The following is a 22,079-nucleotide window of genomic DNA, read 5'->3' as shown; positions in this document are numbered from 1 at the left end:
TACTCATGCAACCAATTAATCGTGCATTAGTTAGTGTGTTTGATAAAACTGGACTTGTTGATTTTGCACGTCAATTAGTAGAAGATTTTCACATCGAACTCTTATCGACTGGGGGAACTGCTCGAAAACTTGAAGAAGCGGGCATACCTTATACAAAAGTTTCTGATTATACTGGATCACCTGAGATGTTTGATGGACGGGTAAAAACGTTACATCCACGGATTCATGGAGGGTTATTAATGAGGCGTGATAATCCGAAGGATGTATCGGATGCGGAAAAATTCAATGTTCAGCCAATTGATTTAGTCGTGTGTAATTTGTATCCTTTTAATGAAGTAATTGCCAAAGCAGAAACCAGTTTGGAAGAAGCAATTGAGATGATCGACATTGGTGGACCTACCCAAATTCGAGCCGCTGCTAAATCTTTTCCATCTGTAACTGTGATCAGTGATCCCTCAAAATACGATATAGTTTTGCAAGAAATGCATGCAAATAAAGGGGCTGTGTCGGATAAAACTCGTATGGAATTAGCTCAACAAGTTTTCGCAACCATGGCATTGTATGATGCGACTATCGCTAATTATCTTGGTCGAACCTATTCTGAAAAATATAATTCTATGGATCCAAGCGTTGACGAAACACAATTCCCAGAATTGCTAGTCAAACTCTATCAAAAAGTCCAAAAATGTCGTTACGGCGAAAACTGGGAACAAAAAGGATATTATTATCGCGATACGACCGCTACTGCAGGTTTACAAAATTTAACTCAACTCCATGGAAAAGCTATTTCATTCAATAATTGGTTAGATATCGACTCTTGTATTCAAGTACTCTTGGATTTTGATCAAGATCATTCAAAACACTATGTGTGTTCAATATTTAAACACACAACACCTAATGGGTTGGCTGTGGACTATCAATCCCAACTTGAAGCGACTAAACGTGCGTTTTCTTGTGATCCACTTTCAGCTTTTGGGGGTATTTGGGGATTTAATCAACGATTAACTAAGGAAGTTGCCGAATACGTTATTTTGGAGAAAAAAGTGTTTGTGGAGGTGTTACTCGCTCCAAGTTTTGATGCAGATGCTTTGGAAATTTTGAAAACTAAGGATAACTTACGGGTTGTTCAATTTGACGATTTACTCAAGAAACGAGAAGAATGTTATGATCTTCCAGAAATTCGCAGTGTTGTTGGAGGAGTACTAGTCCAAGATTACGATTGGCTGCCAATAATTAAACAATGGGAAACGAAAACCGAAAGGAATGTCACAGATCGTGAGAAAGAAGCATTAATATTTGCATATCGGGCTTGTAAATGGGCGAAATCAAATTCGGCTGTATTTGCTCGTGAATATGATACAGGTGTCTATACTTTGGGCATTGGGGCGGGTCAACAAAGCAGAGTTCATGTAGTTAAACTTGCGATTTCAAAAGCTGAAGAATTTGGTCATGATTTAAAAGATAGTGTCATGGGAACCGATAGTTTCTTTCCATTCCCTGATGGTTTGGTTGCTGCTGCTGAAGTTGGCTGTAAAGCAATTTTGAACCCCGGTGGTTCTATGCGAGATAATTTAGTCATTGAAAAAGCGAATGAATTAAAAATATCACTCGCCTTTTGTGGAAAACGCGTCTTTCGACACTAAATTTTCTTTTTTTCTCTTTCTCTTTCAATCCAGTAATGAAAAATTTTAACTAATTTCATAGAAAAACAGAATGACTCATAGAAAATCCTTTGTCAAATGACCAAAATTTTCATTAGTTAGATATAAATAGATGTTTTTGAATATAATATTCAACTTTTTTCCCAGTTCTTTTTTAGATCAAAAGGAATATTGTTATTCCAGTTGGTCATATCGTCTATTAAAACTTCGGATTTTATTAACTTATATGGAATTTTCTCGTTATCATCTATTATTTTGGTTTTCTCCTCGACAAAATCCAACTAAATCATATCTATTTAAACCATTTTTGTCAAACTATTTTGAAGCAATCCATAAAAAAACCAAAATTGTCATAATATTAAAACTTCAAACTATCTTTAATAATATTATAGTCTTTTCACTTATAACTTGAAAACACTCATTTAATGCAGGAGGGTTCAACCTCCCAAAACAAAATGGAATGAAAAATATGAGCAACAAATTCTACCAGATGATGAAGAAACGTGGATTTAGCGAAACATTAAAGGTATTGGGTGCCTTCGATAAACAAGAAGCCGTCCAAAGCAAGTTCTTTGAAAAATTTGAAGAATCTGAGAGTTACTACAATGCATACCTTCGTGTGAAGAAGAATTTACTCGAATCTCAGCTAATCAAATTTAAATTAAATGACAACAACGAAAAAGTAATATATTTAACCGACAAGGGCAAAGAAGTTCTTCAAAAAATGGAAGAAATTGAAGAATTAATCGGCTAAACTAGTCGACATTTTTTCATGAGATTTTTTTTGCTTCCTAATCATTTTTTCAAAGTTTTAAAAAATAATGGTTGATAGATAATTGACATATGGAATTGCCAAGGGAACCTCAGTTATTACGAAAAGCCATTCTTCAGAAAAGAAATCAAACTTCTCTTTTAGATCGAAATCTCGCTTTTAGTACCATCAAGTTTTATTTACTTGACTTACCTGAATTTCAGAACGCTTCATCAATTTTGGGTTATTATGGAAAGAGTTCTTCTGGTGAATTTGATACATCTTCCTTGTTGGCAGAAATTATTTCCATGAAAAATAAAAGACTATTTTTGCCTCGTTGCGATTCAGAAAAAATTGCATTAGATCTTTATTTCATTCAAAATTTAACTGATGATATTGAAAAAGGGGCTTATGGTATTATGGAACCCAAAATTCGAATTGAACATCGTGTTCCTCTAACAAATATTGATTTAATTTTTGTTCCAGGGTCTGTATTTGATCGATCGGGAAGAAGGTACGGATATGGAGCAGGATATTATGATTCTTTGCTACAAAAATTTCAAGGGATTAAAATCGCGTTTGCCTTCGAATTTACTGTAATGGACTTTCCCTTGGCTGTTCACTCTAAAGATGTCCCTGTTGATATTATCATCACTCCTAGTGAAATAATTCGGGCAATTCCAAGTTAAATTTGGTTAGTTCGTTTATCATATAGAAATAATTTGATGTACATTAATCTGAGTTATATTACACAATTCTGTAGCAACAATTAAATATTCGCTCAACATATTTTTAAATAATACAAAACAAGAGAAGAGCAAATATAAGAAAGGTATTTATAAATGTTGTATAGGATGTTTATTTATCAAATTAAATCGGGATTATTACTTTGGGAGAAATCATTTGACAGGGATATAGATCTCAAGTCTGAATTGTTTTCTTCCTTCTTTTCTGCCATACAAAGTTTTCTACGTGAAATGATTTTGCAAGGTACCCAAGATCAAGATAAAAAAAGTCTGGCCGGAATTGATATGGGAAATTTTGTAGTAAAGATTTTTAAAATTAAAGATGTAAATGCAGAACTCGTCATTTTAGCGGATAAAGCCGATGAAAAATCTTTAAAAAAATTTGGAACAAAAGTGCTTAACATATTAAAACACCGGAAAGAATTATTTAAGGATTGGGATGGTGATCGTTCTCGATTTAGTGTTTTAGATCTCGAAATTCTTCAGATTATGTCAAATTTCAAAAATCTCTCGGGAAATAAGTCTATCATAGATAATAAAAATGAGTTCTTAAACGAGATTATGAAAAATCTTCCTGAATTAAAGGATGATCAAAAAACTCAATACAATAATGAACTTACCTTTTTAGATGAAAGACTAAAGCAATCTACTAATATCTTTAAAAAACTTGAAATTGTAAATTCGATGGAAGTTGTGCTTCATAAATTAAAAAACAAAGAAAAAATTAAGGAACTTCAAGAAAAACGCAGAAAATTGATGGCTGAATTAAAATCTACAAAAGAAAAAATGGCTTATTTCTTGTCAAAAGCAAAAGCTTCATTATCAAAAACTGTCGAAACTGGCCATGGAAAATCTCTGTTTGAACTCAATTATCAAACAGCCTATACCAATTTGTATTCCTTTTCTACAAAACTAAAAAATATAGGGAACACAAAATTATATGATTATTATCGTTCAATTGCGAAAATTTTTATTGATAAACCTGAAGAAAAAAAATCTGAATTTCCCAATATTGTTCGGGAAGTCTTGAATCTTTCAGATAATATAGATGACTATTTGATAAGAGAATAAGAATTAATTTTTTCTTTAATTAATTGACTTAAAGAAGAGTAATTATTGCTGCAAAACCAGGAATCATCCCTTCGAAATCAACTATTTTTTTTGCTTTCATTTTTTTTAAAATCAAACGTACTCCTTCAAATTCATCCGCACAAATGTTTTGTAATTCTTTGTATCCCATCGATTTTCCACTTTGCCCATGTTCTTGAATCGCTTGAAGGATGAATTGTTCTTCTTTCGATAAATTTTGAGAATCCATGAATTACATTTTCTTTTGTGTGTAAAAAAGATTGCGATCTTTACATCGTAGCAAGTTGATCGAGCAGTGTAGGATCGTTCATTAACATAATGATAGTAATAATAATTAAGATCCAAAATATGAAAGAAATTCCTGTCGCTGCTAATTGACGCCAATTTCTCCCTTCTAACCGACGAGCACCGATAGCCATGATCATTCCAGAAGTAAGTAAGACAAATCCAATAATTTGAGTGCTTGGAATGAAGAGAAGAATGAATCCTAATATTGAAGTGGTTAGAGCAATGGAAGAACGACGAAAGTCGTGATTTTGCATGTCTCTTGCACCTTGAATATTATTTTCATTATCTCGTATGGTTTCCTCTTCATTAATAAGAGTGTTAAGTAATGAAGTTGATGAAGAGATCTGAGATGTGGAAAGCAATGGAACATAATCTAAATTTTTTGTATAAGTTAGGGAATTGAGATCTAATTGATTTTCAATTATTCGTATTTGATTTTTAATAGTTTGCTCGGAAATCTCACCTTGTACATATTTCATAGAGCATTCATTACAAAAACCATTTTCATCCAATTTTGGTTCAAAAACCGCGCAAGCATTGCAAAAAGGCATTATTTTTCATGGAGATTAATGAAGCCTTGTTAAAAAAAAATTTGAAGCTATAATATCATTTTCTCAGATTTTTCCATTCCTTCATAATTTGAACTGCATCCGGTTCTAATTCTGGACTTTCATTGATTATCGTAGGTGTAAGTGATTGTTCTTGAATGATTTCAAGCAACGGTTTAATTTCTGGACCCCATAAAGAATCAGTATTTCCAACATGTTTTTTTTCCCCTTTTTGGGTGTATTCAATTTTTGAATAATGGATATGGAGATGTTGTAATACATGAGAACCAAGTTCTTCTTCAATTTTCTGGAATACTGTCTCATATAATTTACGACCTTGTAGTTTACCTACATTTCGGGCGTATAAGTGTCCAAAATCAATACAAGGTCGAACTTTATCCACACCGATGTCTTTGCATATTTGAATAATCATCGGAGTAGGACCGATTTGTCCATGTTTGCCCATTGTTTCTGGACAGATACAAATTTTTCTAAACTTTTCTTTTAGGTTTGGATATAAATCTCCAGATCGCTCTATCCCTGCGGATATTCCTTGGATTATTTTATGAATTTTTTTTTGAGATTGGGGGTGAAATTCTCCTTTAATTAATTGATTTGGGCTCAATTTCCTTGCCAAATCTCCAAAAGTTCCAGGGTGTAAGACTATTCTATGAGCATTAAGATAAGTTGCCCAAGCGTAAGCATGAGCAATCCGTTCAATTGAAGCTTTGAAAGTTTCTTCATTATCACTAGTTAAAGAGATATAGTACGGTGCATGAAGAGAAATCGCTACATCATAAATTGTAGAGTTTTCGCGTAACTTTTGATAAGCTGGACCATCATTGAGATGCGACATTCTTCCTGCTGGAAATTCGTAGGCATTTAACCCTAATTTTGCAAAATATTCTGGTAGTTCTTCCCGTTTTCCTTTTCTCAATTTTCCTCCTCTTCCCGGCATAAAGAATAGTTCTTTTTTTGCGCCAGTGGGTCCAATTCTGAGGGAATGGTTTTCAAAGTTCATATTGAAAATGAAAAAGGGTTTCTTCATAAAGATTGTTAATGAGTCGTTAATTTGGTAATAGAAAGAGGATGATGGACAAATGATTTTTTGGGGGGTAAAACCATCTGTCCATCGGGTAGAATCAGATTTTTTTTTCGTCTATAAGACATTTCCTGTGAATTAATTTATAGTTCCGATTTTTCGTTGCGTTTCAAGCTTAATATTTTTCTATTCGATCTCCAAATTCCGAAAAATCGACTATCTTGAGTAATTCAACTACCATATTTGATTCATCCTTCTAAAATTTTTTACAAAATATTTCTCTTTGCTGATTCAAATAGGTTTGATTTTTATCATTCCTATCTTTTGTTAGAATAAATGGAAACTTAGAAAAAATCCAACAACAACTTTAAATAGAAATCTTTTATATTACCGAAAACTGTAATTCTCTGAAATTTTTTACAAATATTAGTAATGGTTCCAAAAAAATTGATTATTCATAGTTATTATGACAAAGTAAATTTTTGGATTAAAAAATGAGCTTTTAAAAATCAATAATAAATATCAAAAAACCCAAAAAAATATAATCCAATATATTCAAATTTTAAATAGAATAAAAAAAAACAACGCTCTTCACATGAAACTTTTGATAGAAATCGGCCTCGAAATAATAATTAAGTCTGTAAATTCTATCTGATATTAGACCAAACAATTTTGTGAAAAAAATATGTCACATCAATTCCACGATTCTAAAAAAAACCCGGATATTAAATGTCCGGAGTGCAATACCCGACTTAATGGCGAGTTAATTTCTTACTTGCTTGATGGTCAAACAGTATATTGTGAGATGTGTGGGTTTGCGTTTACTGGTATTTCTCAAGATGGTGATGTAAAGCCTTTGGAAAAATCACCTGAACAAGATGAAAATACTCCAAATTTAAATAAAAAAGAAATTCAGTGGATAGAGTGGAAGAAAGAGTGGAATAATATTAAAAATTCTTTTCAAACTGAGTGGAAACAATATAAAGCTCGGAAACAAAAAAAAAAAGAATCTGGGAATTCATCACATACATTCGATGTCTCTAAACCCGAAATTCCATTAACAACATCATCATCAACATTTCCTGAACATTCGCAAAACAGGGTACCAAATAAAAATGGTATAACCACAGCTATTGAATTATTGACTCAATTGGCTCCCGTTTATTATGCAATTATTTTTGCTATGGCAATTTTCAATTTAGTCGATCGCGGTGTTACACCCTTGTATTTTTCGGGAGCGGTAGTGATTTTAGCGATCGTGGTTTCATATGATTTAAAAATTGCAAGTCCCAGTATTAGAGCCCAAAATGTACCTCATGCGGGAATTTCACTTATAATAATGGGTGTTTTCAGTTTACATGCCTTTGGCGCAGGAATTTTCCTTTTAACTCGGGGTATTTTATATTTAGTGAATTTCATCCAAGAACTAAAAATAAAAAGTCCAAATCATATTGCCGTTAAGGGAAGTGGCGATCTTTCAGGAGTTTTGTGGTTTCGGGAAGTGATTTTATCATTCATTTCAGTTTTTCAAAACTTGATATTTATGTTTTTCTTTTCTGGAATCCTCTTTAGCATCAATGAATTTGTTAAAGGATCTAGATCGGGTGCATCTGTATTTAATCTTGTCTGGATCTTGGTATTTAGTTCCATTTCTTTGAGTATTCTAAAATCCAAAATTAATCCTCTCCTTGTCAAAACACCCGTTGAAGATATTCCAAATAAAGAAATAATTACAATGTTAATTCTTGGTGTATTCACATCAACTAATGGTTGCATTGGTGTTCCTGTTCTTATTTTTGCAATATTAATGCTAGTTTATCAAAAAAAAGAACAAGAATTGATCCATCCACTTCCATCCACATTGGAAATCAGTCAAATTCGCCCAAAGATCGTGGCCACCAAGAAAAATGATTATTCGTATGGTGAACGTGGACAAAATGGTCACTTAAAAGCTAGGTTTGATCCCGCTACAGGTCGACCATTATTCGACACTTCCTATCAAAATTTGGAGAATAAAAATGCACAATCCTCAAAGAATCCTATTGAAAACAATGTAGTTCTTCCAGTTCTTCCTTTGAGAGAGACTAAACTTTCAGATAAGTCTATTTTTTTGCCTGGTGATATTGCAAAAGAAATTTATTCCGTTTTAGATCCTACAGTTCGCGAAAAATTTGTTAAATTATCAGTAACCGATGAAGAACGGGATTTAATTTCCAAAGCTCTGATTTATCTCGAAAAAGAACATCAATTGAGATATATGGATGAACTCCAGAATATTAATCAAGATCCAGAAGTCGTGTTTGAACAATATATCAAACGTATACATGTGCTTCCAATTGAACCTCAACAACGTCGGTTCTTAGTGGAGCAATTAGAATATCTCCCATTTGAAAAGCAAGAAGAATTTGTTTCTTTCCTTGAGCAGACAGTAAAGTGAAACCGGAGTCTAAATTATTTAAGGAATAGAAAATAATAATAAAAATAACAAAAAAAAATACTGGGAAATTACTGATGGCAGAGAAAGTTAGACCAAAACAAAAGAAGAAAAGTTCTGAAATTGAATCACAATTATCTGAATCTGATTCGGTTCAAGAAATTGTTTTAGAAAAGGTGCATATTGAAGAAACACCTTTATCCCCTTTTCCTTCTACTGCAGAATCTCTCCCTTCCCATAAAAATTTAGAAGAAACTCAAATCAATTCCGTAAATGCATCCATTTCTACCAATTCAGAGGAAAAACAAACAAACTCTATTTCTAAAGTCCAATCTGAACAAAAATCATCTCCAAATCTAAGCAGAGATGTCCAAAAGACTATCGCTCAATTAAAAAAAGCCAAAAAAGATCCTTTGGCTAAACTTGCTTCTCAGTATGAAAAACTCTCTGAATTAGAAAAAAGCATTCTTGAAATTGCCAAAACCATTTTGAAGAAAAAAAAGTATTCTGCAGAATTGACTGCTGATCGAATTGAGATGATGAGTCCTTTGGTAGAGCAGCTACATTCCAAATGTGTTGCAAAGTTGACTTATACTAAAGGTTTTACTCGAGAAGAAATATTCGCTGCGATTCAAAATTTAAAAAATGAATATTGGTTGGTCACCGAACAAAGAAGGACTCGATACGAAATATTAAATTCACCCATTTTAAAAAATGTAATCAAATTTATTCATGAACATCCTGGTACTCATGCTCGTGATCCAGCAATCACTGAAGAACTTGGGATCACCAGAAATCCTTTTATTAAACATGTAATGGTCTTAGACGCTTTTGGATTAATTCGTACTAAAAAAATTGGTCGCACTCAAAACTATTTTCTAATCGATGTTCCAGAAACATTTGATGAGTTTGTTGTGTTATTTTCAAACCCTTTGGTGGTGCAAATTATGATATTACTAATGCAGGAAAGTATTGGTTTATCTGAAATTGCCCGCAGGTTAGGAGTGTATCATGGAGCAATTCAGTATCATATTAAGAATTTAATTTCTTTAAATTTAATTTTCAAGGATGGAAAATCTCTGAGCGTTAATGTAGATCTCCTAAAAGAATACAATTCCTTGTATAAGGTTCCGCCATTTCATTTATATTTTTAATCAATCATTTTTTTAAAAACTTCTCGAGTTTAATATTATGAGCCAACCTACACAACCATTATTTTGCACAGACTGCGGAAATCAACTAACATCGGAACAATATACCAATTTAATGAATGGTAAATCTGTTTATTGCGAGAAATGTGGTAAAAAATTCCAAATGCAAACAATCCATATTTCTTCTTCGAATAATTCCAATAAAGAACAAGTTTTCTCTGACCTTGGACTAAATCTAAAAAAAGGGTCTAAAAAACTTGGTGAAGGTACAAAAAAAATATGGAAAGGGACGAAACGTATTGGTTCGGGAATAAAGAAGAAAATTCAAGATTCTAAATTATCTTCTCCATCCGGACACAGTGAAGCATCACCAAATAAAAAATCTTCAAATCAAAATTCTTCACCTCGAGCAACGACCGCTTCTTCTCCCCGAAAATCTCCATATAATTCAAGATCTGATTCAAATTATCGAAATGAATATCGTCGACCTCGAATGTCAATATTTCATAATGATATGGATGCTCCGCCACTGTCGCAAAAATATTCGTATTTCCGTCGAATGAATCTCATTACTTCAACGCTTACCATGATTCATCTTTTAATTTATGGCATTATTATTCTTATGTCTACAATTCCTGATCTCCAATCGGGTGATTCATCAACTTATCAATCCGATCTGCTTAGAGCTTTGATACCGGTCGGTGTAGGAATTATAATTTTCTTGTATGACGTCGTATGGGTAAGGAAAAAAATTGAATCTCGCGATCTTCAAAATTATGGAATTGATTTTATTATAATCGGAATTTTAGGGTCCATTTTTGGCAAAGGTGTGGGAATATATCTGGCATTCAAAGGATTTATTGTAATGTTTATTGCAATTACTGATAGTGCGGTATTTTCTTGGAAATATAAGCGAAGTTTTGGGGATGTTATTCTTTCCTTAACGAATATTTTTGCTTCGCTCTTGGGATTTATAATCCTCGGCTTTACTAATCCTTATTTCATTTCACTGGATGAAATTGGACTTATTTATTTCTTTATCGCTTTGGGTGCACTTTCTATTGATCTCGTTATTCTTCGATCAATTGCTAAGAACCGGAGAATGCAAGATATCCCATTATGGCTGGGGATTTTGAAGCTAGTTTTTGGGGTAATGGCATGTTTCCACTTCTTATCTGGGATTATCTTGGTTCTTGAAGGTGCCATTATAACTTTGGTTGCTTTATTTAAAAATAATTAAAAACCTTGGATCCCTTCTTTTTTCTTTTCTTGCTTTTTATCAAATAAACTACAATTAAGGGACAGGAAAAAAAAATTTAATCCAAATTATTGATGCTTTAGAATAGGAGAAATTTGATATGGGTGGTTGTTATTTTCCCCATGTTTTTGATGAGCAAAATGAATTGTTAATAATATGCAAACCAACATGAAAATAATGAAAATAATGCCAGCAATTGTCCAAAATTCATAAAATATCGGTATTGGAATCTCTGAAATGTTTATCTGATTTTCAAGCATTAGGAGATAAATTGTGATTTTATTTAATCCCAGACCAAATAGGAAACCAAAAAGAATTCCGACCATTATTGCAATCAAAAAAACGATGAATATCTGTGTTAGTAGCATTTTTAAAATTTTAGTTTTTGGAATTCCGCGTCCAATCAAATTTTGGCTCTCTCTTTTATTTTCTTGAGCAATGGTGATGATGGTTAAAACAAGTTCTATTGCTAAAAATAGACCTATTGTGATAAAATCAATATACATCATTTTAAAAAAACCACTACTTGCAAATTCCTTTGAGAAGGTACCTTTCAAAAAAATTAAATTTGCTCCCAAGAAAGAATATGCAATTTCATTCTCTGGTGAATAAGTCAATAACAAATTCTCAAAATTAAGATGCGAATAAAAACTTAAATTTAAACTCGTTAAGAAAGCTATGAAAATTGATAGATAGGAAATAATTTTTCCCCATTTTCGATTTAAAACAAGATTTTCCGCAACAATTGGGTTTAAATCTTTAACGAAGAGATGAGCTACTTTTTGGGATAGAATTTGATAAATTCTTGTATTTTGTATCGCAAATATTTGAACAAATGCAGAAACAAGTAATCCTAAACCAACAAATGAATAGATTAGTAGAAAAGCGGTATTTTCGGTTAAAGTGATTGCAACATCTACTAGACTATCAGGTAATTGTGCGACACTGTGAATATATATCAAAATGAATAGAAATATAGGAATGATACCAATAAAAAGTTGAATAATAGTAAACACTGAAATTGGTTTGAATGATTTTGTTAAGGAATTTGTTGTCTTTGGAGAATTGTTCCATTGATTTTCTCCTATTATTTCCGCTAGTTCGGAATAATTTGATTTCTTGATTTTTCGAATTATTGCATAGTATGAGAATATTGACATTAATAAGCCTAAGATCACGCTTTCAAGGATGGTAGTTGTTGATATCAATGGTATTTTCGCAACATCCCCAGAAATCGAATACAAATTCCCCAAAAATTGATTATATCCAAAAAATGTTAGTAATCCTGCAGTTAGGCCAATTATAGATGCAATTAGACCATTCATTATGGTTTGAAAGCCTTTTTGGATCATTATTTTTTTAATTGGCATACCTTTGCTTCTTAAATGGAGCAAATTCTGATTAAATTCAAATTCATTTTTTTCAATTAAATTTTGATTTATAAGGATTGCAAAAAGAATAATTGGATAATTTAAAAACTGTAAGAAAAATCGATTTTGTGAGTATTCTAATGATAGTTCTTTTAAATTATTGGAAATCCGATCAATATACCCAACTTGAAAAGGCAAATCAATATACATATCATAGGATTTTGCAGAAATATAAGTACGCCAAGTCCGAATTTTTTGATATTCAAGCATACTTCTATCAAGAGTTATGGCATATCCGGAAAAAGTACGGAATGATCGAATAAAATTGGTGGTCAAGTGGTAATCCCGAATATAATCAAACAGTTTTTTAATTACGTGATTTGATTGATTCACGGAAAAATCATTATATGTAAAAATCATGGGACTCTCAATAAAATCTAGGGGTTGGCTATAAGTACGATTTTCAACCCAATCTTGATAATTATACGAATAACGAAAGTGATTCAAATCTAAATCATATTCATATTGGGTGGGCAAATATATTCCGGAAATTGTTTGATTTGCAATCAGAACTTCATGCATATTGTAAATTAGAGGGTACATATTCATGGTCCTTCCAATAAGTGTTGTTATATTTATTGTTTCACCTATTTTGACAGAGTATGTGTGTGCAAATGAATAATCTACTAATATTTCATCATTGGTGGTTGGTACATTTCCGTCAAGGATTTTAAAATATTGGTCAAATCGTTCAGAATTATAAAAATTAGCATCAAATAAACCTATATTTATTTCTGTTGCATTTACGTCCTTTCGATATTTAAAACCGTCTGAATATTCGCTCGGATCAATGATATTCCATTGAGGGGACACGATATTCCCTTCATCCATCCTCATCATTCCATACTTCATGATGTTTGTTAGTTCCAATGAAGATTCATTGTAGGCTTTGAATACTTGTGTATCGGTTTCTGAGAAATATTCAACAAAATTGACGCGCGTTGTCCATCCATTATCTGGGTTAAAAGATTGATCATGAACAATTTCAATGTCGTTAACATAGATCAATGAATTCAGAAAATTATTGCTTTGATTTGATTCATTGAAATAGGATAATCCACTAAACATGGATATAGATAATGCCATACATAATAGAAGGATCCAATTTTTCTTTATTGAACTAATCGATTCGTTCCAATAAAATAGCCAATATTTAACCAAAATGATTTCACTTAATTTTATATAATATTGCTTAATTTTTGAATAATTTTTTTTTTTCATACAATATCGTAAATATAGAGAAAAAAAAACAGTCATTTGTTTATTTCAAAGCGTAAACAACTGATTTGATATCTTCAGACACTTTTTGTTGCTTCAAGTGGGTTTGTTTTTGGTAAAAAAAGTAAACTAGTAAAATTAAGCAAACAATCAAAAATATTGTTGTAAATATAATTGTTTGGGACCAAAACTCCATTATAATTGGAAATTCTGAATTCATCGGTATAATACTGTCTGAATTATGTGTAAGTAGGAACAATCCCATTTTAATTTGACCCACGCCCACCAACAGACCAATACCAACACCAATAATAATGGCAAGTGAAAAAACGATAAATACTTGAGTCATTATTATTTTTATCATTTTTTTACGTTTTAAACCACGGTTTTTCAATGTATTCATTATCATAGAATTTTCTTTTATGATGATAATAATTGTTAAACCCAATTCAATCCCTAAAAATATTCCAACTATAATGAAATTGATATAAATCATTTTATAAAATCCACTACTTCCAAAAATTAATGCAAAATCCCCCCTCAAGGATACAAAAGAAGCATCCAGATTTTCACTCATAAATGTTCCAGTATTTATAAATGTCTCTAAATTCATCTCATAATTTAATATTGAATAGAATGAAATGTTTAAAATTGTCATACTTGCAACATAAATTGCGAGGTAGGTTAAAATATGGCTCCACTTGTAATTTTCGGTTAATTCATAAGAAACCATGGGATTTAGATCCCTCACAAATACCTTAGATACATTTTTTGAGTAATTGGTAAATATTTTGGGAACATCTCGTGATATAATTCGAATTATTGCTGAAATGATTAAACCCATTCCTACATAACTCAATAATAAAATATAATTTTCACCTGCTAAAAATACTCGAACAATATCGACTAAACTATCTGGAATCACTGATTTTTTGCTAATAAATAAAAGTAAGTATGCAACTACCGGAATTAAACTCGATATAATTTGAATCCAAGCCCATTTTGAAACCGATGCTCTATAATCATCAGTTATTTTATTTAATGGGCTTGACTCATTAATGTTGTTCATAGATCCATTGCCTATCGATTCTGCTAAATCAGAGAATTTCAACTTCTTAATTTTGTGAATAAGCTCAACGTTTGTTAAATATGTGATTCCAATTCCTAAGAAGAAGCAGAATATGATTGTGTTTGATCTAATTGCTGGAATCTCAGCCAATTCTTGAACTTCTCCATAAATTCTTCCCAAAAATGCTGAATACCCATAAAAGGTCAAACCTCCGAATAAGATCCCTAATAGAGATGTAATTGATCCTGTAATTAAAGTGTTGAATTGTATTTGTCTTACAATTTTCTGGATTGGCATTCCTTTTCCTTTTAGATTTAAGATTTTCTTTCTAAATTTTTCTTCATCCTCAAGAACTAAGTTACGAGATATTAAGATTGCAAATAAAATTACTGGGAAATTAAGGAATTGAAGAAAAAAACCGGTCTGTTGATATTCTCGATAGACATTATCTAAAATGTTTGATAATTTGTCATAATAATCAAGCCCAAAAGGAAGAGATTGGTAAAGTTCAAAGGATTTTTGAGAAATTTGGGTTTTCATCGTCCTTATCTGATCAAATCTTAACTCTGCGCGGTTAAAGAAAAACATATAACCTGAAAATGTGCGAAAAGCTCTCATAAAATTATAGCCATCGCTTTCGGCTACTTCTTGATACATATTGAGTAAAATATGTTCTCGCTGTTCTACTTCAAAGTTATTAAATAAGAAGAACAAAGGACTCTCTATATAATTTTTTGAAATTTGATAGGTTTGATTTGCGGTGTAATCGTCGACTGTATAACTGTACTGAAATTCATTTAAATCCAATTGAAAATCGTTCTTCGTTGGTAGATAAATTCCAGAAATGGTCAAGTTTTCTAAAAGAAATTCATGAAGATTGATAATAATTGGGATTCCTGCTCGAGTTGAACCTATTACTGTAGTAATATTGATTGTTTCATTCAATTTATAGGAATATTTTTGGGCCACAGAGTAATCTATTAGTATTTCATTCGGATTTTCAGGTGCTTTCCCTTCGATTATTTTGAAAAATTGACTAAATCGAGAAGAAGAGTAAAAATTGTTATCAAACATACCAAGATTTATTTTAGATGCATTAATATCGGTCAGATATTTCATTTGATCACTATATTTGTTGATTTCAAATGATTCCCAATCTTTGTTTACAATAAATCCTTCTTCAACATGCAACATACCATACTTGACAGTCATTTCAAGGTCCAAAGAGGTAGAATTAATTATTTCCTCCATTTTTGAATCAGAATGATTGAAATTTTCATAAAAATCGAGTTTAACTTCCCATCCGAGGTCACTTGTCCAGAATTGTTCATGCATGACGTCAAAATCTGAAACCGAATTAATTGCATTTTGAAACTGTATTTGTTGATTTGCTATATTAAAATATGCCATACCGCTAATCATTGATATAGAAAATCCAATGCACAAAATAATGATCCAGTGTTTTTTCAAATTAATCAATGATTCATTCCAATAATATTTCCAATATTTGGCCACTTCTTTTATCCTCAAGTTTTTCTTAAAAATTATATCTAAATTTTTCATAGTTTTAAATTTTAAAAATTTTTCCAAATTATGAATTTTAGAATTTTTGCAAAATTAAAAAAAACTCCGTTAAACGAAGCTTAATGAGTCAAAATTTGAATATCTTTTATTTCATGGCAAATCTTTCTGGTGATTTTTAATTTTTGTTCGTGATGCGAAAAATATTCTTCCAATTTGCTTGTTATATCTTGAATTTCAGTATAACCATTTAATCTATCTAACTTCTTCTTATTTGTTTTCAATTCGACAATTATTTTTTTTATTGCTGGTTGGAAGGTCAAAATTTGTTCGTGGGTGGATATCTGCATTAATAGCTGAACTTCGGTCACATTTGGCATAATATACGCTTTATATCCAGAAATTAAGGCATTTGATTTTGGAATTTTTTGAATTTCCCCCATTTTGAGCATTTTTGAAATACTTTTTGAAATAGTTGCTCGAGAATATTGACTGAGTTCTTCAATTTTTTGTTGACTCAAAATTTTCCTTGTGAGAAAAAATCCTTCTAATATGAGAATGGGGTCTTTTCTAAAGGTATTATCCATTGACAAAATGATATCTATGAAGTTTTTTTCAAATTCTACTAAGTTGGGTTCATAATCGAAAAATTCTAATTCATTATTTGAGTTGTATAATTGAGTATTTAATAAATTTGGATACTTATCTGCATTTGGATTTTTGTATCCTTCTTGCTCACAAATTATCTTTGTCACAGCTTGAGTCCAGCGAATTAAATCTTTCATTCTCGTTATTAGGAATCTCTTTTGAGATTTTTCTTCACATTTCAGATTTTCCAGTTTTTTTATTTCACTCCAAACAACTCGTTCAAAATTGTTGTAATATTGGACTAATTTCGATGATTCCCGAAATCCGAAGAAATTATTATCATTAACAAAAGAATATTTGTATGTGTGTGTTCCAGGTATCATTTTTCGATTGATTAGTTGTATATTTTGCATTGAAGATAATGCTGATGATATGTATCCTTTGCTAAGATTACTTAATTCCGCTAGTTGATTTTGAGTTAATTGGCGATGGATTAGCAAATAGGCATAAATTAACTGTGCCTTTTTCCCTCGATTTCTAATCTCTCCTTCTTTGATAAAAAAGTCTATAATTTGGCTTTCATAATCTCGAAGTTGGGGATCAAAAATGTGTTCATTCAATTCACTCATTAGTAAATAAAAAAAACTGTGGATTTAAAATTTTCGTATTTTTGAATTTTGAAAATTTCTTAAAATCCATTTGTTCAATTTTTTTAGACTTAGCATTTTCCTAAAGATGTTTTATTTTTTATTCAACAATTCTTTTTAGAGCTTACTTTATAATAATTTTTTTTTTGCAAATCCCAAATTATGTGAAAATTTAATAAAGAAGAATTAATGTATATAAAGTACCAATACTTTTTTCAAACAATTCAAAATTTGAATTTCAAATGTGTTGGAAATTTAATGTGTCTAAATCATGAAAATAAACTTATTTGGTTGATAATTTGAAAATTGCAAAAAAAGTGAAAAATTCATTTTTTCAAAATTCAAAAATACGAAAAAATTTAAATGGATTTGAAAGATAAATAAAATAAAAAAAATAAATTTTTGATGATAATTATGGAAGGAAAAATTGAAACTGTTACTGCTGTTAGCGAAGTCAGCATCGAAAAAAAACATAAAATCCCTGTTGTGGAAATGACGGGTATTTATAAAATTTTCAAACAAAAGAAAATTGAAGTTATGGCTGTTCGTGGGATAGATCTTAAGATTTATCCTGGTGAATTAGTGGTTATTATGGGTCCTTCTGGCTCTGGAAAAACCACTTTGCTCAACTGTTTATGCGGGATTGAAAAACCAAATGCTGGTTCTGTTAAAATCAAGGGTTTAGAGATCACCAAGTTACGAGATGAAGGAATTCAAAAATTACTACAAGATGAAATTGGAATCATTTTTCAATCATTTAATTTGATTCCCAGTTTAACTGCTTCTGGTAATGTCGAATTGCCTATGATTGTTGCAGATAAAATTGATAAAAAATCTCGAAAAGAACGAGTTAAATCATTATTGCAAGCAGTTAGTCTTGATCATCGAATGAATCATCGCCCTTCAACCATGTCAGGTGGGGAAAAACAACGATTGTCCATTGCGATGGCTTTTGCTAACGATCCTGCTTTAGTTATTGCAGACGAGCCTACAGCAAGTGTTGATTCTGTTTCTGCTGAAAACATTCTGACAGTATTTAAAGAATTTATGCAATCTAATCCCGATAAAGCATTATTAATTGTAACTCATGATCCTGCAGTTAGAAAGATTGCTGATTATACCTTAGTTATTCGTGATGGTCAATTTGTTCGTAGAATCGATGGGAAGTCTGATGATGCTGAAATTGAATATGAATCAAATGGATCAGATATGTTAACAGACATGTCTTTATCCCGATCAAATGATGCCACGAATAAACTTATTCAACCAAAAAATTTTCCAAAGTTGAATGAGGTTAAATTGTGTCCACACTGCCATTCAACAAATATTGTGAAGAAAATCGATAAAAACGATGTTTATTGTGCAATACATGATTTTAAGATTGTTCAAAAAGCGGCTATATTTTGTAAAGAATGTAATGAATTATCTTTTGTGGCTGTTACAGCGCATGATTTGAATAAAGTTAAAATAAATGAAATGGAGTCCCTTGATTGATTTCTCAATTTTTTTTCGTAAGTAAAAATAGAATATGGATGTGGTAAATTGGGAAATAAAATATCCTTTTATTGGAAACAAGGAATAAAATATACCAAACAATCAAAATTAACGATCTTGGCACTTGGTTTGGCAGTATCAATGGTTGCTGGTTTTGGTTATTATTTTGATTCTGCACAGGAATTTACTCTTCAACAAGGGTATACAAATATGTTCGATTTTTGTGTAGATATAGATAATGATGCAATGGATTGGACCATTGGGGAAAATGAGACCTATATTCAAGATATATTCTCAGATTCTTCACTTGATATTCTTGACTCCTACTACTATAGGGAAATTTCTTCGGAACTTCTCTATATTAATCAAGATATCTTCGGTGTAATTGAACAACAAGATTTAGTGTGGATTTCTGCAAATAATCTCTACAGCTCCTCAAGATTTCAAAATTATATTAATATTGATGAAGGTAAGGTACCAACTAATCCTGGAGAATGTCTTGTTGCTTCGGAATTTGCTGACGAATACAATTTAAGTGTCTCATCTAAAGAAAACTTGACAATTCAAGTGAATACTATAGGAAAATACAATTTAACTCTTGATGATATTAATATCGTTGGGTTATATTCTACTAAACGTGTTTTAGCTCAAGTAGGTGAATCAGATTTTGACTTTAATCAATTTAGGATTTTTACCTATAATGATTTTTCTAATGAGTCACAGATTTATCCAACGGAATCCATTATAAATGCTTTTGAAAACGATTCATATATTCAAAATCGAAAAAATTTTGGATTTACGATTAAAACATTATTAGGCGTAGATTACGATCGAGATTCTGTAAATATTGCTTGGCTTAGTGCATCCTCTGAAATAATTGAAGATGAATTCCAACGAACAATTTACAACTTTCCTTCAACATATCAGGCATATAATATCATTTCTCCAGTGTTTTTGGAACAATTTGATTTTCAAACCGATATTCGATTGTCGATTCAATTTACAAATTTACCATTATATTTGTTTGCAATTTACTTAGGTTCGATTGCTAACAAGTCAAATATAAGAAAGCGATATTTTGAGTTCTTTTCGATGCGCATGCGTGGTTTTCCTAAGAGAATGGTTCAAAATCAATTAATAACTGAATCAATTGTAAATAGTTTCTTTATTTCGATCCTGGGAATCCTTTTTGGATTTGGTATCTTCTTTTTAGGTCAATATTGGTTGAATCCTATATTCTTGAATGATTTTAACGTAGAAGGATTTCTTTTATCGCCTAGTGTGACTATTACAACCATTGGGGAAACTTTTTTGTTTGGAACCGTTATGACTCTATTAGCCTCTATTAGTGCGATCCGATTTATCAATAAGCTTAAAACCTCTGAAATCTCATCAGCTTTAACTCAAAAAGAAGGGGATACGGATTATGATGAAACTTCTCTCTATATAAAGGAATATAAGTCTCAAATTAACGAAGCTGCTAAACAAGAAGAATTAGATATTCAGAATTTCATCAAACGTAAGGAAGAATTAATTCCAAAATGGGGTGTGGCAATTTCTTTTGCTGCTCTTTTACCTCCAATATTATTCTTCATGGTTCTTCTTGGTCAACGACCTGGAGCATCAGATAGTTTAATCGAAATTGCATTAGTTCTTCAATCTCAGATTACTTTTATTACAATTTTGACAATAGCAAGCCCCTTTGTGCTTGTGGCTGGTTTGTTAAGATTTCTAATTGTAGAATCGCCCCCGCGTTTTGCCAAAATAGCAAAAAAAATCAGCCATTTATTCATTCGTAAACGGGATTATTTAGTAGGTATTGAAATGACACGACAAAAACAGTATACAAGAATTGTATTTTTAATTGGAATTTTCGTGTCTTTATTGGTCTTTGGAAACATGAGTACCAACTCCCTTGTCAGACAATCCCAAATTCGAACAAATTTAGCTGTTGGTGCCGATTTAAAGATGGAATTTTTAGTAGCTGGTCAAATATTTGAAGATCATGAAGACTTGGACAATTTTAGCGACGAAATTCGGAATCTACGGGATGATACAAATAATTCGGTTGTAAACGACATGACACTAGTCTATACAAAGTTTGAGCATCGTGGTCAGGTTAAAAATAATCAATTTTTTGTAAATCTGACAGAATACTTAGACATTGTTAAGGAAAGTGATAAAAATCTACCTAATCAAAACTTTGCTTCCGATATTCAAAGTGTAATTGATTACAATGCTGATCTATCAGAAGATAATGCTGGAATTATTGTTAGCAGTACTTATCTTGCTAATAATGATTTTAGGATTGGAGAAACGGTCGTTTTAACACATACTTCGACCAATTATGTTACTGGAGCTCGGGTGAATAAATTGATTACTGCTCGAATTTTCATGGTTCTTGATGTTATGCCTGGTTTGTATTTTAGCCAAGATGATCTTGAGGATTTCATGATTATAGATACGCATGTCTTCAATTATTCAAAGGAAGTTATTCCCACAAATCGAGTAATAGAATTAATCGATGTCAATAATTTGGACACTGAAGGAACTAATGATTATACCCCAATTATTAATCTAATTCGTGATTCCTCGACCTATAATACATATGCGGTCGAATTTGAATCATACAATTATAATTGGAAAACTGTTGACAGTTCATCCTATAATACTATTGAAATTCCTTATCTAGGACTTTTTTACTTCAATTTGATCGTAATTGGGGCAGTTCTTGCTGTTGGGGTCGCAATTTTGATCTTTTCTGCCCAGGATCAAAACAAAAGTATGTATGGGGAATTGCTTGCTAGAGGATTTGGTCGAAAAGGGATCTATTCCATGCTCTCCGTTCAGATGTTAATTGCATTTTTAATATCTGTTGTCGTTGGGATCCTCGGAGGTACTCTTACTTCCATGGCATTTTGTAAAATGTATTCCTTAACCCTCGGGGGAGGTTTCTTGAATATGCCTATATTCTTCAACTACTTAGAATTTGTTTTAGTATTAGGGATGGTGCTTGGGCTAACCTTTGCGTTTATGATCGTCGGTTTCTTCAATCAATCCAAGCTCGAAATTTGTGAATTCCTCGAAGATACAGATTAATTGATTTTAATCACAAATTTTTTTTCTTTTCCTTTCTTTTCCCTA

At 31.5% G+C, this 22,079-nt stretch carries 15 protein-coding genes; 9 read left to right on the top strand and 6 right to left on the bottom strand.

Going from position 1 to position 22,079, the window contains the following annotated elements:
* The first annotated feature begins 5 nt into the window (after positions 1–5).
* From purH to NEF87_RS07125, 4 genes are all read left to right on the top strand, one after another.
* Entirely contained in the window at positions 6–1,643 is a 1,638-nt protein-coding gene (purH, locus tag NEF87_RS07140) for a bifunctional phosphoribosylaminoimidazolecarboxamide formyltransferase/IMP cyclohydrolase (RefSeq protein ID WP_457919233.1), read from the top strand.
* Positions 1,644–2,130: 487 nt separating this feature from the next.
* Positions 2,131–2,415, top strand: a complete 285-nt coding sequence (locus NEF87_RS07135) for a hypothetical protein (RefSeq protein WP_371805758.1) — start codon at positions 2,131–2,133, stop codon at positions 2,413–2,415.
* 89 nt (positions 2,416–2,504) lie between these two features.
* The gene (locus NEF87_RS07130) at positions 2,505–3,101 is read left to right on the top strand and encodes a 5-formyltetrahydrofolate cyclo-ligase (RefSeq protein WP_457919232.1); all 597 of its coding nucleotides are present in this window, start codon (positions 2,505–2,507) and stop codon (positions 3,099–3,101) included.
* A 165-nt stretch (positions 3,102–3,266) separates the two neighbouring features.
* Positions 3,267–4,229, top strand: coding sequence for a hypothetical protein (locus tag NEF87_RS07125; protein WP_457919231.1), 963 nt, complete (start codon positions 3,267–3,269; stop codon positions 4,227–4,229).
* A gap of 28 nt (positions 4,230–4,257) precedes the next feature.
* On the opposite strand, the gene NEF87_RS07120 is transcribed toward NEF87_RS07125, so the two are convergent.
* From NEF87_RS07120 to NEF87_RS07110, 3 genes are read right to left on the bottom strand one after another with little or no spacing between them, the layout of a single operon-like run.
* Positions 4,258–4,476: a hypothetical protein gene (locus NEF87_RS07120; RefSeq protein ID WP_457919230.1), complete on the bottom strand. Its 219-nt coding sequence runs from the start codon at positions 4,474–4,476 to the stop codon at positions 4,258–4,260.
* A gap of 40 nt (positions 4,477–4,516) precedes the next feature.
* Entirely contained in the window at positions 4,517–5,086 is a 570-nt protein-coding gene (locus tag NEF87_RS07115) for a hypothetical protein (RefSeq protein ID WP_457919229.1), read from the bottom strand.
* Between the two features lie 55 nt (positions 5,087–5,141).
* Positions 5,142–6,104 carry a TIM barrel protein gene (locus NEF87_RS07110; protein ID WP_457919228.1) on the bottom strand — a complete coding sequence of 321 codons (963 nt, stop codon included), beginning with the start codon at positions 6,102–6,104 and terminating at the stop codon, positions 5,142–5,144.
* 706 nt (positions 6,105–6,810) lie between these two features.
* Here NEF87_RS07110 and NEF87_RS07105 point away from each other — a divergent pair.
* From NEF87_RS07105 to NEF87_RS07095, 3 genes are all read left to right on the top strand, one after another.
* Positions 6,811–8,562 (top strand): hypothetical protein, encoded by a 1,752-nt coding sequence (locus tag NEF87_RS07105; protein WP_457919227.1) that lies wholly within the window; start codon positions 6,811–6,813, stop codon positions 8,560–8,562.
* 74 nt (positions 8,563–8,636) lie between these two features.
* Positions 8,637–9,713 (top strand): hypothetical protein, encoded by a 1,077-nt coding sequence (locus NEF87_RS07100; protein ID WP_457919226.1) that lies wholly within the window; start codon positions 8,637–8,639, stop codon positions 9,711–9,713.
* A 37-nt stretch (positions 9,714–9,750) separates the two neighbouring features.
* Positions 9,751–10,950 carry a hypothetical protein gene (locus NEF87_RS07095; protein ID WP_457919225.1) on the top strand — a complete coding sequence of 400 codons (1,200 nt, stop codon included), beginning with the start codon at positions 9,751–9,753 and terminating at the stop codon, positions 10,948–10,950.
* Between the two features lie 86 nt (positions 10,951–11,036).
* Here NEF87_RS07095 and NEF87_RS07090 read toward each other — a convergent pair whose 3' ends face one another.
* The 3 genes from NEF87_RS07090 to NEF87_RS07080 form a co-directional block, all read right to left on the bottom strand.
* The gene (locus NEF87_RS07090) at positions 11,037–13,619 is read right to left on the bottom strand and encodes an FtsX-like permease family protein (protein WP_457919224.1); all 2,583 of its coding nucleotides are present in this window, start codon (positions 13,617–13,619) and stop codon (positions 11,037–11,039) included.
* Positions 13,620–13,659: 40 nt separating this feature from the next.
* Entirely contained in the window at positions 13,660–16,248 is a 2,589-nt protein-coding gene (locus NEF87_RS07085) for a hypothetical protein (RefSeq protein ID WP_457919223.1), read from the bottom strand.
* 80 nt (positions 16,249–16,328) lie between these two features.
* On the bottom strand, positions 16,329–17,423 hold the full coding sequence (locus tag NEF87_RS07080) for a hypothetical protein (RefSeq protein ID WP_457919222.1): 1,095 nt from the start codon (positions 17,421–17,423) through the stop codon (positions 16,329–16,331).
* Between the two features lie 432 nt (positions 17,424–17,855).
* Here NEF87_RS07080 and NEF87_RS07075 point away from each other — a divergent pair, with 432 nt between their 5' ends.
* Together NEF87_RS07075 and NEF87_RS07070 are read left to right on the top strand one after the other, a co-directional pair.
* Entirely contained in the window at positions 17,856–18,935 is a 1,080-nt protein-coding gene (locus NEF87_RS07075; protein ID WP_457919221.1) for an ABC transporter ATP-binding protein, read from the top strand.
* Positions 18,936–18,983: 48 nt separating this feature from the next.
* Positions 18,984–22,034, top strand: coding sequence for an ABC transporter permease (locus NEF87_RS07070; protein WP_457919220.1), 3,051 nt, complete (start codon positions 18,984–18,986; stop codon positions 22,032–22,034).
* The last annotated feature ends 45 nt before the right edge of the window (positions 22,035–22,079 follow it).

The organism is Candidatus Lokiarchaeum ossiferum (genome assembly GCA_025839675.1).
GTDB classification, from domain to species: Archaea; Asgardarchaeota; Lokiarchaeia; order Sigyniarchaeales; family Promethearchaeaceae; genus Lokiarchaeum; species Lokiarchaeum ossiferum.
The sequence above is the reverse complement of the archived record's forward strand: the minus strand, read 5'-3'. Positions and strand labels throughout refer to the sequence as shown.